The organism is Streptomyces wuyuanensis, assembly GCF_900103455.1.
GTDB lineage: Bacteria > Actinomycetota > Actinomycetes > Streptomycetales > Streptomycetaceae > Streptomyces > Streptomyces wuyuanensis.
In genome coordinates this window covers 1-12,420 of record NZ_FNHI01000021.1, presented here as the reverse complement: position 1 = coordinate 12,420, position 12,420 = coordinate 1, and the positions used below count along the sequence as shown (strand labels likewise).

18 protein-coding genes are annotated in these 12,420 nt (G+C 68.7%); 13 read left to right on the top strand and 5 right to left on the bottom strand.

What is annotated here, in order from left to right; genetic code table 11:
* From BLT82_RS26645 to BLT82_RS26600, 10 genes are all read left to right on the top strand, one after another.
* Complete coding sequence (locus tag BLT82_RS26645) at positions 1 to 2,319, top strand: carbohydrate binding domain-containing protein (RefSeq protein ID WP_093659261.1); 2,319 nt, start codon at positions 1 to 3, stop codon at positions 2,317 to 2,319.
* A gap of 11 nt (positions 2,320 to 2,330) precedes the next feature.
* On the top strand, positions 2,331 to 2,804 hold the full coding sequence (locus BLT82_RS26640; RefSeq protein ID WP_093659259.1) for a hypothetical protein: 474 nt from the start codon (positions 2,331 to 2,333) through the stop codon (positions 2,802 to 2,804).
* A 4-nt stretch (positions 2,805 to 2,808) separates the two neighbouring features.
* On the top strand, positions 2,809 to 3,366 hold the full coding sequence (locus BLT82_RS26635) for a hypothetical protein (RefSeq protein ID WP_093659257.1): 558 nt from the start codon (positions 2,809 to 2,811) through the stop codon (positions 3,364 to 3,366).
* Positions 3,367 to 3,432: 66 nt separating this feature from the next.
* Positions 3,433 to 4,851 carry a D-glucuronyl C5-epimerase family protein gene (locus BLT82_RS26630; protein ID WP_244529639.1) on the top strand — a complete coding sequence of 473 codons (1,419 nt, stop codon included), beginning with the start codon at positions 3,433 to 3,435 and terminating at the stop codon, positions 4,849 to 4,851.
* Positions 4,852 to 4,869: 18 nt separating this feature from the next.
* Complete coding sequence (locus BLT82_RS38190; RefSeq protein ID WP_244529637.1) at positions 4,870 to 5,661, top strand: peptidoglycan recognition protein family protein; 792 nt, start codon at positions 4,870 to 4,872, stop codon at positions 5,659 to 5,661.
* Positions 5,662 to 5,690: 29 nt separating this feature from the next.
* Positions 5,691 to 6,038: a hypothetical protein gene (locus BLT82_RS26620; RefSeq protein ID WP_093659253.1), complete on the top strand. Its 348-nt coding sequence runs from the start codon at positions 5,691 to 5,693 to the stop codon at positions 6,036 to 6,038.
* A gap of 43 nt (positions 6,039 to 6,081) precedes the next feature.
* A complete protein-coding gene (locus BLT82_RS26615; protein WP_244529633.1) occupies positions 6,082 to 6,399 on the top strand; it encodes a hypothetical protein in 318 nt (105 codons plus the stop codon).
* Between the two features lie 655 nt (positions 6,400 to 7,054).
* Complete coding sequence (locus tag BLT82_RS38600) at positions 7,055 to 7,186, top strand: hypothetical protein (RefSeq protein ID WP_280142500.1); 132 nt, start codon at positions 7,055 to 7,057, stop codon at positions 7,184 to 7,186.
* A gap of 306 nt (positions 7,187 to 7,492) precedes the next feature.
* Positions 7,493 to 8,062 carry a recombinase family protein gene (locus BLT82_RS26605; protein ID WP_093659249.1) on the top strand — a complete coding sequence of 190 codons (570 nt, stop codon included), beginning with the start codon at positions 7,493 to 7,495 and terminating at the stop codon, positions 8,060 to 8,062.
* Between the two features lies 1 nt (position 8,063).
* Positions 8,064 to 8,960, top strand: coding sequence for a hypothetical protein (locus BLT82_RS26600; RefSeq protein WP_093659247.1), 897 nt, complete (start codon positions 8,064 to 8,066; stop codon positions 8,958 to 8,960).
* 260 nt (positions 8,961 to 9,220) lie between these two features.
* On the opposite strand, the gene BLT82_RS26595 is transcribed toward BLT82_RS26600, so the two are convergent.
* Complete coding sequence (locus tag BLT82_RS26595; RefSeq protein WP_093659245.1) at positions 9,221 to 9,430, bottom strand: helix-turn-helix domain-containing protein; 210 nt, start codon at positions 9,428 to 9,430, stop codon at positions 9,221 to 9,223.
* Positions 9,431 to 9,483: 53 nt separating this feature from the next.
* Positions 9,484 to 9,837 carry a DUF6233 domain-containing protein gene (locus tag BLT82_RS26590; RefSeq protein ID WP_093659556.1) on the bottom strand — a complete coding sequence of 118 codons (354 nt, stop codon included), beginning with the start codon at positions 9,835 to 9,837 and terminating at the stop codon, positions 9,484 to 9,486.
* 33 nt (positions 9,838 to 9,870) lie between these two features.
* On the opposite strand from BLT82_RS26590, the gene BLT82_RS26585 reads away from it, so the two are divergent.
* Positions 9,871 to 10,068 carry a hypothetical protein gene (locus BLT82_RS26585; protein WP_093659243.1) on the top strand — a complete coding sequence of 66 codons (198 nt, stop codon included), beginning with the start codon at positions 9,871 to 9,873 and terminating at the stop codon, positions 10,066 to 10,068.
* A 121-nt stretch (positions 10,069 to 10,189) separates the two neighbouring features.
* On the opposite strand, the gene BLT82_RS37295 is transcribed toward BLT82_RS26585, so the two are convergent.
* Positions 10,190 to 10,357: a hypothetical protein gene (locus BLT82_RS37295; RefSeq protein WP_167746095.1), complete on the bottom strand. Its 168-nt coding sequence runs from the start codon at positions 10,355 to 10,357 to the stop codon at positions 10,190 to 10,192.
* A gap of 25 nt (positions 10,358 to 10,382) precedes the next feature.
* On the bottom strand, positions 10,383 to 10,646 hold the full coding sequence (locus BLT82_RS38185) for a GntR family transcriptional regulator (RefSeq protein ID WP_244529632.1): 264 nt from the start codon (positions 10,644 to 10,646) through the stop codon (positions 10,383 to 10,385).
* A gap of 157 nt (positions 10,647 to 10,803) precedes the next feature.
* On the opposite strand from BLT82_RS38185, the gene BLT82_RS26575 reads away from it, so the two are divergent.
* Positions 10,804 to 11,031, top strand: a complete 228-nt coding sequence (locus BLT82_RS26575; protein WP_093659240.1) for a hypothetical protein — start codon at positions 10,804 to 10,806, stop codon at positions 11,029 to 11,031.
* Between the two features lie 312 nt (positions 11,032 to 11,343).
* Here BLT82_RS26575 and BLT82_RS26570 read toward each other — a convergent pair whose 3' ends face one another.
* Positions 11,344 to 11,499: a helix-turn-helix domain-containing protein gene (locus tag BLT82_RS26570; protein ID WP_093659554.1), complete on the bottom strand. Its 156-nt coding sequence runs from the start codon at positions 11,497 to 11,499 to the stop codon at positions 11,344 to 11,346.
* 407 nt (positions 11,500 to 11,906) lie between these two features.
* Here BLT82_RS26570 and BLT82_RS26565 point away from each other — a divergent pair, with 407 nt between their 5' ends.
* Positions 11,907 to 12,134 (top strand): hypothetical protein, encoded by a 228-nt coding sequence (locus tag BLT82_RS26565; RefSeq protein ID WP_093659238.1) that lies wholly within the window; start codon positions 11,907 to 11,909, stop codon positions 12,132 to 12,134.
* Positions 12,135 to 12,420 lie beyond the last annotated feature (286 nt).

Below are 12,420 nucleotides of genomic sequence, written 5' to 3'. Positions count from 1 at the left end.
ATGGCGCGGCTGGTGGTGGAGCTCGGGTTCGGGTCGACGGTCACCACCCCGGTCGCGTCGATCACGTGGACTGAGGTGACGCAGCGGGTCGACATCGTCAGTCGCGGCATCAGCATCAGCAACCGCGGCGCGAACGACGAGCAGTCCGAGACGCAGCCGAGTAGCTGCTCGCTCACGCTGGACAACGAGGACGGTGCGCTGACTGCGGGACGGTCGGCGTCGCCGTACTACCCGAACGTGAAGAAGGGCGTGCCCATTCGGGTGCGTGAGATCACCACCGCGAAGAACCTGATCACCAATACTGGCTTTGAGACGGACACATCCGGCTGGTCGTCGTCGGGCACCCCGGCGATTGCGCGGGTGACCAGCCCGGTGCACGACGGCACGGGGTCGATGCGCTGCACCTGGGGTGCGGTCGGATCGCAGTCCGTGCGGATCGACGTGTACGGGCTGGACGTCGGCACCACATACACCGCGTCGGCCTACGTGTACGTCCCGGCGGGGGATCAGTCGGTGCGGCTGAAGATGGCCGCCCGGTCGACGGGCACGGATTACGCGTTCGGCTCGTACTCCACCCTGAACGACGCGTGGGAGCGGATCACCTGCACGTTCGCCGCGACCGAGCCCAGTCTCCAGCTGCGGATCAATCCGCAGACCCCGACCGGTGCCGGCGACATCGCCTACATCGACGCAGTCCAGCTCGAGGAGGGGAGCAGCGCAACGACGTTCGACTCGGACGGCGCGCAGTTCCACGGCCTGTTCTTCGGCGGCGTCAACGCCTGGCCCACGCAGTGGACCGGCCTGCACGCCACTGCCAGCATCACCGCGACGGACGTGTTCAAGATCCTCAGCAAGGGGCAGCTGGAGACGATGCTGTCCGAGGAGGTTCTCCTCGACGAGCCGCTCGGCTACTACCCGCTGACCGAGGCGTCGGACAGTGACGCGGCCGGGGACCTGTCCGGCACGACGGCCGGACCGCTCGGCACCACGGCGGTCGGTAGCGGCGGCGAGCTGTCGTTCGGCGGCGGCGCAGACTCTGGCCCGGACGGGCAGGGCGCGCTGTCCCTCACCCCCGTCGACGCCTCGAACGGGCAGTTCTTGACGGGCGACCTGGGCCAGGACTTCGAGACCGAGTCGTCGTCGGCGTTCATCTTCGTCGAGGGCTGGTTCTCCACCAGCACGAACAACCGCGTCATCTGCGGCCTGACCTCCACCGACAACCGCTACCAAATCGTGTTCAGCCTCAACAGCAGCGGCGAGTTCCAGATCCAGTCCACTCGCACGGGTGAGACGCTCACCTCCTCCGCGCCGGCGACCGGGAACCTGGCGAACGGCGTCCACCATCACTTCGTGTACGACGAAGAGGCTGGGAACGTCTGGGTCGACGGCGTGGCGTACAGCGTCGGCGTCGACTCGATGTTCCGGCTCCGGCACCTGACCGTCGGCTCGTGGGCGAACGGGCGACTCTGGACCGGCCAGTTGTCGCACCTGGCGTTCTACGCCCCGGGCCCGTCCGGCGACGTCGCCCAGTACGTGGCGCACTACACCACCGGCACCACCAGGCATGTCGGGGAGAACGGCGACGTGCGCGCCGCCCGGATCGCGTCCTACGTCGGCGCGTCGGTGACGGCGACGGGCGGGACGTTCGGCGGTATCGGATCCCAGGCCGGGCTTGGCGGGTCGCCCCTCTCGCACTTGCAGGAGGTGGCCCTGGCTGAGGGCGGCATCCTCGTTGCCGACCGGGCGAGTGGTGCCGTGATCCTGCAGTCCCGCGACGTCCGCTACAACCCGAGCGCCTCCATCACCCTGTCGTATCCGGACCTCGATACTGCCGAGGTCCGCTTCGACGACGACGACCAGAAGCTCATCAACCTCGTCACCGCCACCAGGCCGGGTGGGGCGACACAGCGCGTGAAGAACCAGGCCAGCATCGATGCCTACGGCCAGTACCCGCAGTCGATCACGCTGGTGAAGGAGACGGACAACGAAGTCGTGGACGCGGCGAACTGGCTGGTCAACCGGTTCGCCGACCCGCCGCCGGAGATGCGGCAAGTCCCCGTTGACTCATACACGCTGCCGCTCGCCACCTACCGGGCACTGCTCGACGCGGACGTGTCCACAGTGCTCGAGGTGACGGACCTCCCCGACGAGGCCGCAGCCTCAAGCGCCACCGTCACGATCGAGGGCATCACCCGAACCCTTCGACGCCACCAGCACTACATCAACTTCCACGTCAGCCGGACAGAGACCGACACCGTGTGGGTCCTGAACAGCTCGGACTACAGCCAGCTCGACCAGACCACGCGCCTGGCGTACTGAGAGGGGGACGCATGGCCGTGCCGATCGTGTCGAGGGCGGAGGACTTCTACGCCCCGGCGCCGCCGCTCCGGCCAGACGCATGGGACCTGATCCCCCCGGCGGAGCGGGTCATCGCCTACCTGGAGAACATGGAGAAGCGTGGCCTCCCACGGCCGGACGGGGTGGACCCTGACGCGCTGCTCATCGCGCGGGTGGATGCCGGCCGGTGGGTGGCCCAGTGCCCTGTGTGCCTGTCGGCGCAGGTCGTGTCCCCGGCCGACCCGCGGTTCTGGTGCGTGGGCTGTCAGCCCGGCGTCTGGACCACGCTGCGGTTCCCCGACGACGTCGCCGCCGTGGAAGGGCTCGTGGCCGGTGAGCCGCTCAAGGCCCGCCGGTTCTGGTGGGCCAGTGACGACACCGCCTACAACCGGCCCCGCCCGCGGCCGCCGATCACGCTGAAGCAGCAGGCCGAACAGGACCTGCAGAACTCGATGAGGAGGGGGTGAGCACGTGCCTCTGGCTAGCCCCCGCACGTGGGTCGTCGGTGAGACCGTCACCGCGGCGCTGATGAACGCGGAGATCCGCGACCAGATGAACGCGCTGATCGCCGACGTCGACTACGTCCACAAGACCGCTGACGAGTCCGTCGCCAGCTCGACGACGCTGCAGAACGACAACCACCTGCTGGTGTCGGTGCTCGCCAACTCCGAGTACGAGATCATCGTGCGCATCGCCGTGAACGGCGCGGCGTCGAGCGACTTCAAGATGGCGTGGACCCTGCCCGCAGGCTGCACCGGGCAGCGGTTCTCCTCCGGGCCCGCCGTGTCCTCAGCGACGTCGACAGCGGACACGACCACCAGGGCGAGCGGCCTGACCAACAGCTTCGGCACGGAGATCAACTACGGCGTCTTCTCCACCGGACAGCTGTCCTTCGTCGAGGAGATCCTCTACGTGGTCACCTCGAGTACGGCCGGCACGGTCCAGATGCGGTGGGCGCAGAACGCCAGCTCGGCTACGGCCACGACGGTGGTGGCCGGCTCGTACATCGTGGTCCGCCGTACCGCCTGACCCACCCGCCCATACTTCTCCCGCCCCGCGCCTGTTGGCCGGGGTTTTCTCATGCCCGGAGGGCTCATGAATCAGGCCGGCTATCGGCTCGTCACTGATCTGCCGGAGGCGATGCGGCCGTGGCGTGACCGTCCCGTCGCCTGGGCGAACGTGTCGCCCAGCTCCGGGCCGTACCGTCTGAACGCGCAGGGCGAGTACCTGTACTACCCGGACGGCGGGACGGTCGGCTACGACCATCCGGTGGGCCAGGCCCAGTTCGGGCTGGGCTGTATCACCAGCTATCGCACGGAGACGGATCCGGCACGGCGGGCGGTGTTCCTGGAGCGGGCGCGGGCTCAGGCCGGGCGGCTCATCGCGATGCACGACGAAGCCCGCGGCGCCTGGTGGTTCCCCTACGGCTTCGACTTCGCCCACTCCGTCCACACCGGCGTCGACTACACCGCCCCCTGGTACTCGGGCATGGCACAGGGCGAAATCATCAGCCTGTTCGTGCAGCTCGCCGGACTGGCCGAGGTGTGCGCGGAGGACCAGGCCCGCTACATGGCCGCCGCGGACGGGGCCCTCGCATCGCTGCTGGTGCACGACGAGGCGTACCCGTGGTGCGTGAACGTCGACGACGCGGGCTACCTGTGGATCCAGGAGTACCCCGGCGACCAGCCGGGCACCGGGGACTACACGTACAACGGCATGATCTTCGCGATGTTCGGGCTGTACGACTACTACTGCGCGACCGGCTCCCAGACGGCGGCGGACCTGTACGACGCGTCCGCCACGACGATGGCCCGTTACTTCCCGCTGCTACGGAACAGCAAGTGGCACAGCTTCTACTGCCAGACGCACCGCATCCCCGCCCCGACCTACCACCAGCACCACATCAACCTGTTCTCGCAGCTGCACTGGCAGACCGGCTCCCCGGATTTCGCCGACGACACCGAGCGCCTCGTCGACGACTTCCCCGCGCCCGGGGTCGCCGGCACGATCCAGTTCGAGGCGGGCAGCCACACCCTGTACCGGTTCGACACCGCCGCATCCGGCGCGTGGGTGTCCGGGAAGAACGACGCCGAGCTCGAGTCGAAGAGCGTCTCCTTCTCCAGCGACACGCAGGCCCCGACGAGCATGCGACGCCGGATCCAGGGCCGCGGCATCTACTACCTCATCTCCGCGGGCGCCTACACGGGCTGGTGGGTCGGCGAGAACTGGTCGAAAGCGTGGCTGCGGGGCATCCACCTGGCGACCCTGTTCCGGCCGCACAGGACGGTCACGTTCCCCGGCGGCAGCGTGCCCGTCGACACGTACAAGGTCTCCGCCGACGGCACCGTCACCAGCGTCAAGGCCGTGTCGTTCGCGAACCCGTCGAACGCCCCGGCCGACCGCCGGGCCATCGTCAACGGCAGGCCCATGTTCCAGATCACCGCCGGAGCACTCACCGGCTACTGGGTGCCCGCGGCCTCCGTCACCATCGACTCCCAGCCCGCCCTGGGCTGACCGCTCTGAGGGGTGTCCATGAAGCTTGTCTCTCGCGCCGAATGGGGTGCGCGTCCATACCGCACCCCGGGCGGCGCCACCCTGTACTCCCGCGCCCGCCGCGGCGTGAAGGTGCACTACCTCGGCAGCGCCTACGAAGACCGTCCGCACACCGCGTGCGCCGCCTACGTGCGCAAGCTGCAGGACTCCCACATGGACGGCAACGGCTGGTCCGACATTGGCTACTCGTTCCTGGTCTGCACCCACGGCTACGTGTACGAAGGCCGCGGCCTGAAGCGCCGCAACTCCGCGAACGGCAACACCAGCCTGAACGAGCAGGACTATGCGGTCTGCTTCCTCGTCGGATCGTCCGGCCTGACCAAGCCGACCGACGACCAACTCCACGGCGGCCGGGACGCCATCGACTACTGCCGCAAGGAAGGCCCTGCCGGGACGTGGCTCGGCGGGCACCGCGACGGCTACGCCACCGCCTGCCCCGGAGAACCGCTGTACGCCTGGGTCCAGAAAGGCGCACCCCGCCCAGCCAGCACACCCACCACGCCGCCCGCACAGGAGGCCCCCGACATGGCTCTGACCAAGGAGCAGGACGACAAGCTCACCTACCTCCACTGGAAGATCCAGCGGCTCTACGACAACCTCGGCCTGCTCGCCTGGCGGAGCAAGGCCGACGACGGCCGCGAGATGAGCCAGATCGTCGGAGACATCGACGCACGCGTCCAAGCCCTGGAAACCACGGGCCTCACCGACACGCAGATGAACCGCCTCGCCGAGCTCGTCGCCGACAAGCTCGCCGCCCGCCTCGCCGAGTAGCCACACCCCTCCCGAGAATCGAGATCATCATGAAGGTCTTCGGCCGTGAACCGGCTCTCCTGATCGCTGCTGTCTCAGCGGCCCTGTCGCTGATCGTGTCCTTCAACTTCGGCCTCAGCGCCGAGCAGGCTGGTGCGATCGTCGCCGTCGTGTCCGCCGTGTTCGCCGCCGCCACCGCCGCCGTCACAAGGCCGGTCGCCCCGTCGGCGTTCACCGGACTCGTCGCCGCCGGTGTCGCCCTCCTCGCCGCCTACGGGCTCGAGACCGCACCCGAAACCGTCGGCGCCCTCAACGCCGTCGTCCTCGCCGTCCTCGCACTCGTCACCCGCGGGCAGGTGTCACCCACCCCCGCCCCGGCCAAGCCGACGAGCGTCTGAGTGGAGATAGCGCGTGCCGAACGACCCGACTCTCGGCGAGGTGATGAGACGCCTCGAAGACGTCCGCCAAGATCTGAAGGAGGACTTCCGAGAGCTGGGCACACGGCTCGACAGCAAAGTCTCCATGGAGCGGTACCAGCTCGAGCAGCAAGCCCGCGACACGGCTGCTGCTCAGCTGGCCGAGCGCATCAAGGTGATTGAGGAAGCACGCGAGCAGGAAGCGGAGAGGAAGCGGCAGGACGAGCAGAAGGCCGCTGACCGCCGCGCCGCCGACAGGCGGCTGCTGTTCAGCGCCATCGTCGCGCCCGTACTGATGCTGCTCCTCACCGTCTACATCCAAGCCCGGGGGGCAGGAGCGTGACACGACACAAGAGCACCACACCAGCGCACCGCCGGCGCTCGGACGTGGCGTTCGCTGTGGCGGTCGCAATCGGTCTGGCTGCGTTCGCGTGGCTGGTCATCACCATGCAGGGCCTGGCCCAGGATCTGCGTACCGCGAACATGGCGCGCGACGCGCTGGCCCAGCAGGTGCAGGAGCTGGGCGGCACGCCCGTGGCGGGGAAGCCTGGTAGTCGCGGCGACGTCGGCCCGTCTGGTCCGCCGGGAGAGCGTGGTGAGCCGGGCCCGTCCGGGCCGCCTGGAGAGGCTGGCCCCACAGGGCCGCCCGGCCCCTCCGGTTCCCCGGGCACGGATGGCACGGATGGTGTCGGTCAGACCGGCGCACCCGGATCTCCCGGCACCGATGGTTCCGACGGAGAAGCCGGCCCGGCAGGACCCCCGGGACCGCAGGGAGAACCCGGACCGGCCGGGCCCCGGGGCGAACGCGGCCCCGCGGGCGAAGACGGACGGGACGGTGCCGACGGACAAGCCTGCCCGACCGGCTACAGCTGGCAGCCCGCGAAGGGCGACCCGGACGCTCTCGTCTGCCGACGGGACGGGGCGCCACCGCCAGACGACGGCCGCGGGCTCCTCGGCGCCGGGCTGTTCGCCTCAACCGCCGCGTACAGGAGGCTGACGTGACCGACCTTCCCTCCGAGCGTCCCGTGCAGCGGCGGGTGGATGAGTCTGCCGCGGACCTGGAGACGCTCGTCGACATGGGCCACGTCCCCGAACAACCACAGCCACCGGACCCGGTACCGGAGGAATGACAGAGCCCCCACCGCTTCGGCGGTGGGGGCCTTCTGCTGTGCGGGGTCAGGCGGTGACGCCCCAGCCGGAGTCGTCGTAGTCCCAGTTCGGGTCGCGTCGCATGGTCCCCTCCTCGCCGCTACGGTCGGGCGCCGCAGCAGAAGCCAGGGTACGGGGCGGCACGGACTATGGGCTATCGGCGGTGTCCGGTAACGAGTGTCTGTCGACGGGTGTCGCTCCAACTGCGTTACTGCAGGACGAATCTGACGAGAACTCGTGTCCCCAACTATGTAGCGAAAAGGGTTGTCAATCAGTACAGTGAAGCCATGAGAATCGGATACGGACGGGTCTCCACCCGGGACCAGAATCCGGACGCGCAAGAGGACGCGCTCCGCGAGGCCAACTGCGGTCAGATCTTCGTCGACAAGGCGTCCGGCAAGCTCGCCTCCCGGCCCGAGCTGGACAAGGCGCTCATGGTCGCCCGCGAGGGCGACGAGTTCGTCATCACCAAGCTGGACCGGCTCGGCCGCTCGCTGAAGAACCTCATCGAACTGTCGGAGCGACTACAGAAGCAGGGCGTCAACCTGGTCGTGCTCCATCAGGCGATCGACACCAGCACGCCGCAGGGGCGAATGTTCTTCCACATCCTCGGGGCTGTCGCCGAGTTCGAGCGGGCTCTCACCGCAGAGCGCACCAGGGACGGGCTCGCCGCCGCCCGGGCGCGCGGACGGGTCGGCGGACGGAAGGCCGCCCTGAAGCCCCGGCAGGCCGAGCTCGCCCAACAGATGTACGACGAGCTGGGCGACGACGGCAAGCGCAAGCACACCGTGCAGGACATCGCCGAACAGCTCGGCGTCGCCCGCACCACCATCTACCGCTACCTGGAAAGGAACTGATATGGGACGAGAAGTACGTCGAGTCGCCCTCGACTTCGATTGGCCTCTCAACAAGGTCTGGCAGGGGTTCCTCATGCCCGACCGGTTCGACGAGGAGAAGTGCCCCGACTGCACGAGTGGCTACTCGCCGCAGGCGCAGAACCTGTACGACCTTTGGTACGGCAAGCTGCCGTTCGACCCAGCCAGCACTGGCTCGACACCGTGGCGGCACGACAGCCCGGCCGTGCGGGAGTTCGCCGAGCGCAACCTGAGCAACGCGCCGGACTTCTACGGCACCGGCGAGGCCGCGCTCCAGCGCGAGGCGCAGCGGCTCGCTGACCACTTCAACAGCGGGTGGCTGCACCACCTCTCACAGGAAGACGTGGACGCACTTGTCGAAGCCGGAAGGCTCCACGACTTCACCCACACCTGGAGCCGAGGTGCGGGCTGGCAGAAGAAGGAGCCTGCCGTTACGCCGACTGCCGAGCAGGTCAACGAGTGGTCCCTGCGAGGCTTTGGCCACGACGCCATCAACGCCAGCGTCGCGATCCGCGCCCGCTGCGAGCGGGAGGGCGTCGACGACACCTGCTCGACGTGCGGGGGCCACGCCAGCCTGGAGAAGTACGAGGGGCAGCGAGCCGAGGCCGAAGCGTGGGAGCCGACCGGCCCGCCGGAGGGTGATGGCTGGCAGCTGTGGGAGACCGTGAGCGAGGGCTCCCCGGTCAGCCCCGTGTTCGCCACCGCTGACGGGCTGGCTACCTGGATGTCCGACCCGGCCCGAGGGAACCGATGGGTTCCGCCAGCCGCCGCAGCGAAGTTCATCGCCGACGGATGGGCGCCCAGCTTCGTCGGCACCGCCAGCACTGGTGTCGTGTCCGGTGTGGAGTGGGTAGGCCACCACGCGGACGACGAGAAGTAGCCGCACCAACGATGCCCCCGCCAGTCGAAGTGGCGGGGGCATCGCTGCGTCAGCATATAGGCGCGGCCCTCGGAGGCCCGAAGGCTTCAACCCCCGAAGGGGCAGTGCGAACTGCGAGGGCCGCACTGCCACGTTAGGGGAAACCCCGCCCCCTGTCAGCCCCTCGTGCCAGACTGGCCCCGCGTCCCTGCCCCATGCGACGGGGCAGGGACGCCCCATCTTGCGCCCTCCCCGACCTCACCGGGGAGGGCGCTCGTGCGTCAGCTGCCCCCCTGCTTCTCGGCGAGGTACTTCGCGCCTTGGGCTCTCCAGTTGAGGACCGTCTGGCCTGAGCAGCCCAATCGATCGGCGAGTTCCTGGGTGGTCAGGCCCTGTTCAACAGCAAGGTGTACGCGCATCTTGAACAGGCGCTCGGCTGCGATGCTCGCCTCATGGAGGAGCTGGACATCGGTAAGGATCGCTTCGCGCACTGACTCCGGGAGCTGGGGACGTTTCCTGTACGGCATGGCGTCGGACTCTACTGTCAGCCCTCTGGCGCCGGCAGCCCGAGGCTGCCCCATGGCGCGCAGATCTGGCACATCTCCAGCCGCGGGAATTCCTCGAGCGCCACGGCGGCGTGCTCGCGGTCGAGGTAGCCGAGCTGCGTTTTGTACAGGCGGCAGTCGGCGCGGTGGAGCATGGGCTGGGCGCCGGTGACGCGGGCGGGCTGCAACTTCCACGACCCGGCGATCCGCTCCGCCTCCAGCCGCCGCCGCTCCTCGTCTTCCTCGGCGCGCAGCTGTGCGAGGGTGCGTTCGGTCTGGCGCAGCTGGTAGGCGAGCCAGTCGCGTAGGCCCTCGAGGAGGACGATGCGCTCAGCACGCGGACGACCGGACATGCGTTCGAGCATACGTGGTGGCATCCTGTCCGCATGCCCGCCCCAGACCTGCCGCGCTACCACGTCACCCTCACCCTCGACGGCCGGCCCGCAGCACACGGCTGGTGGCAGAGCCGCGCCACTGCTGACCTGAAGTACCGGGCCTGGATCGGCGAGCGCGGCAGCATCCCCGGGGCCCGCATCACCCTCGTCGACGAGACCACCGGCGCCGAGCTGAGCAGCTGGCCGTAGCCACCCCCGACTGTCAGCGCAGCCTGAGACACTGGGGCTTCCCATTCGCGCTCCTGGCTGGGCGCGGCACTCGGACCCGCCCGTCGGCCCCACGGGGACAGAACCCGACGGGCGGGACGAACTAAGCCGCGAGCCCCTGCTCGCCGCCGAACCGCTCAGCGTCGACCGCCCGCGCCCACTCGACCACCAGCTGGTGGTACCGGCCCCGGTCCTCGGACGCCAGGCTGCCCGACGCCCACAGCGCCCGGATCTCCGCATTCACCTCAGCCGCGCTACGCCCCCCACTCATACGGCAAGGCTAGCGGGAGGGACTGTCAGTCGGCGGGTGGCTGCTCGACGACGAACGTCCCCTTCGCCGGCACGGTGATGACGAGGCCGCGATCCCGTAGCTCGCGTACCGCACGCCGGGCGGTGTGGAGCGCGATGCCGTACTCGGCCATCAGCGCCCGCTCCCCGGGCAGCATCGCCCCCGCCGGGATCCTGCCCGACGCGATCTGCCCTGCGATCCGGTCCGCGACCTGCACGTACACGTACACGTGGCTCGTGTGGTCAACGCCCGGGGTGTCCGATTCGCCCACACTGCGAACGTAGGGCTGACCGCAGCAGCGCGCAGTGGCAGGAAGCGGTGTGCTGCTGTATGCAGCGGTATGCAGCAGAACGGGTACGCTGCACGAGAGAGACCCCGGCAGCCGGCTGTCACCGGCCCCGGGGCGCGGACGACTAGCAGGAGTCGCCATGGCGGAGAGTACCCGCGCCACGACCAGCAGCGAAGAGGGCCGGCCGTTACCCCCGATCGGCAGCCTCACCCAGCGCCAGGTCCGCGGCATGGACTGCGTCCACTGCGGCATCGTCCTCACCGCGCAGACCGCCGTCGACCTGAAGCCTCGACTCCTGCGCATCGCCGACCGGACGTTCACCTGGTTCCCCAGGTCCTGCCGGCGCCACATACCCCCCACCCCATGACCGCCGCCCGCCGCGTTCGGCGGACCGCGGCGGGCGGCAATGGCGCGAATGGGCAATGGCGCGAATGGGCACTGGCACATGTGCGCCAGGTAAAGGGCCACCCAAGACGCCCCCTATCCGGGCATCATGCGTGCAACCCCGTGCAACGTTCTGACCTGCACTAACTCCCTTAGTGGCTGAGATTCGTGCAGGTTCGAAGGCAACCCTTACTGAATCATCGAACAGGAAGTTACAGATCCGTAACCAGGGCTGGTTACCGCGTTTCGGAAGGTTGCGTTCCGGCCATCGGGTGAGTGACCGTTAACGCGCCGTCTAACGAAGGAGGTCGGCCACGTGGATCCGAAGCTCACGCGCGATCAACAGAAGGTGGCTGATCTTCATCTCTTCGCCGGCCTCGATCCGCTGCACCGTCGACCGGTCGATGCCGGCCCGATGGGCAAGGCGTTCTTGGGTCAGGTCGGCGTACATGCGGGCGTCACGGACACGTAGGCCGATCCGCCGACGGGAGTCGAGGATCCACTCGGGCTGATCGGCTGGCACCCCAGAACGCTCAGCCAGATCAAGATCATAAGTCAGCAGCAAATTTGAGGCATTATTCGATCAAGGAGTTGGCGCGACGGACGGGCCCGGCCTGTGCGTAGAGCAGGCAAGGGCGCCGCCCCGGCGAGGGAGGTCAGGCCCTGTGGCGGTGTGGCATATGCCGCAGGGCGACCTGTAGTTTGAATGAATCGAACATCTGTTCACTCAAAGGGGTGAATGACGGCGTGCTACCTGCAGCCCTTGGACATGAGCAACATCGAGCGCCTTCCCACGCGCCTACGCAGTCCCCCCTTGCGACGCCCCCTCGTCGCCTGCTCGGTCTGACGGAGACGGCCATGACGCCCGACGTGATCCTTGCCCTGTACCGCTGGAAGCCCGGCTCCTGCTTCCGGTGCGCCGATCGGGATGTCTTTGTCACGCGCATCGATGACATCACCACGCCCTCAGGGGACGTCTACGAGATAGCCGCGTGCGGCAGCTGCGTCCTGGTCATGGAGAACGAGCGTCGGCGGTACGCCATCCGCCGCGGGCTGGAGTACCGGCCGGGGTCGCTCGGCGTGTAGACATCGAGCAAGAAGCCGCCCTCCGGTCACTCGGAGGGCGGCTTCTTGCTGTAGACGCCCTGGCGGGGGTGCATCTTCTGGGGGTTCTCTGGGGGTAATTGGGGGGCGGGGGGCGACGGGGGGGCACCCAGATTTCCCTCTATCCACCTCCGATCTACACCGCATCGGAACCGATCGGAACTCATAAGAACGCAGGTCACGAGGGCGTCACCGAGGCCGCAGCGAGTTGCCCCTGATCCCGCAACACCGGGCGACAGAACCCGGCGTACAGCCCGACTCGTCTGCC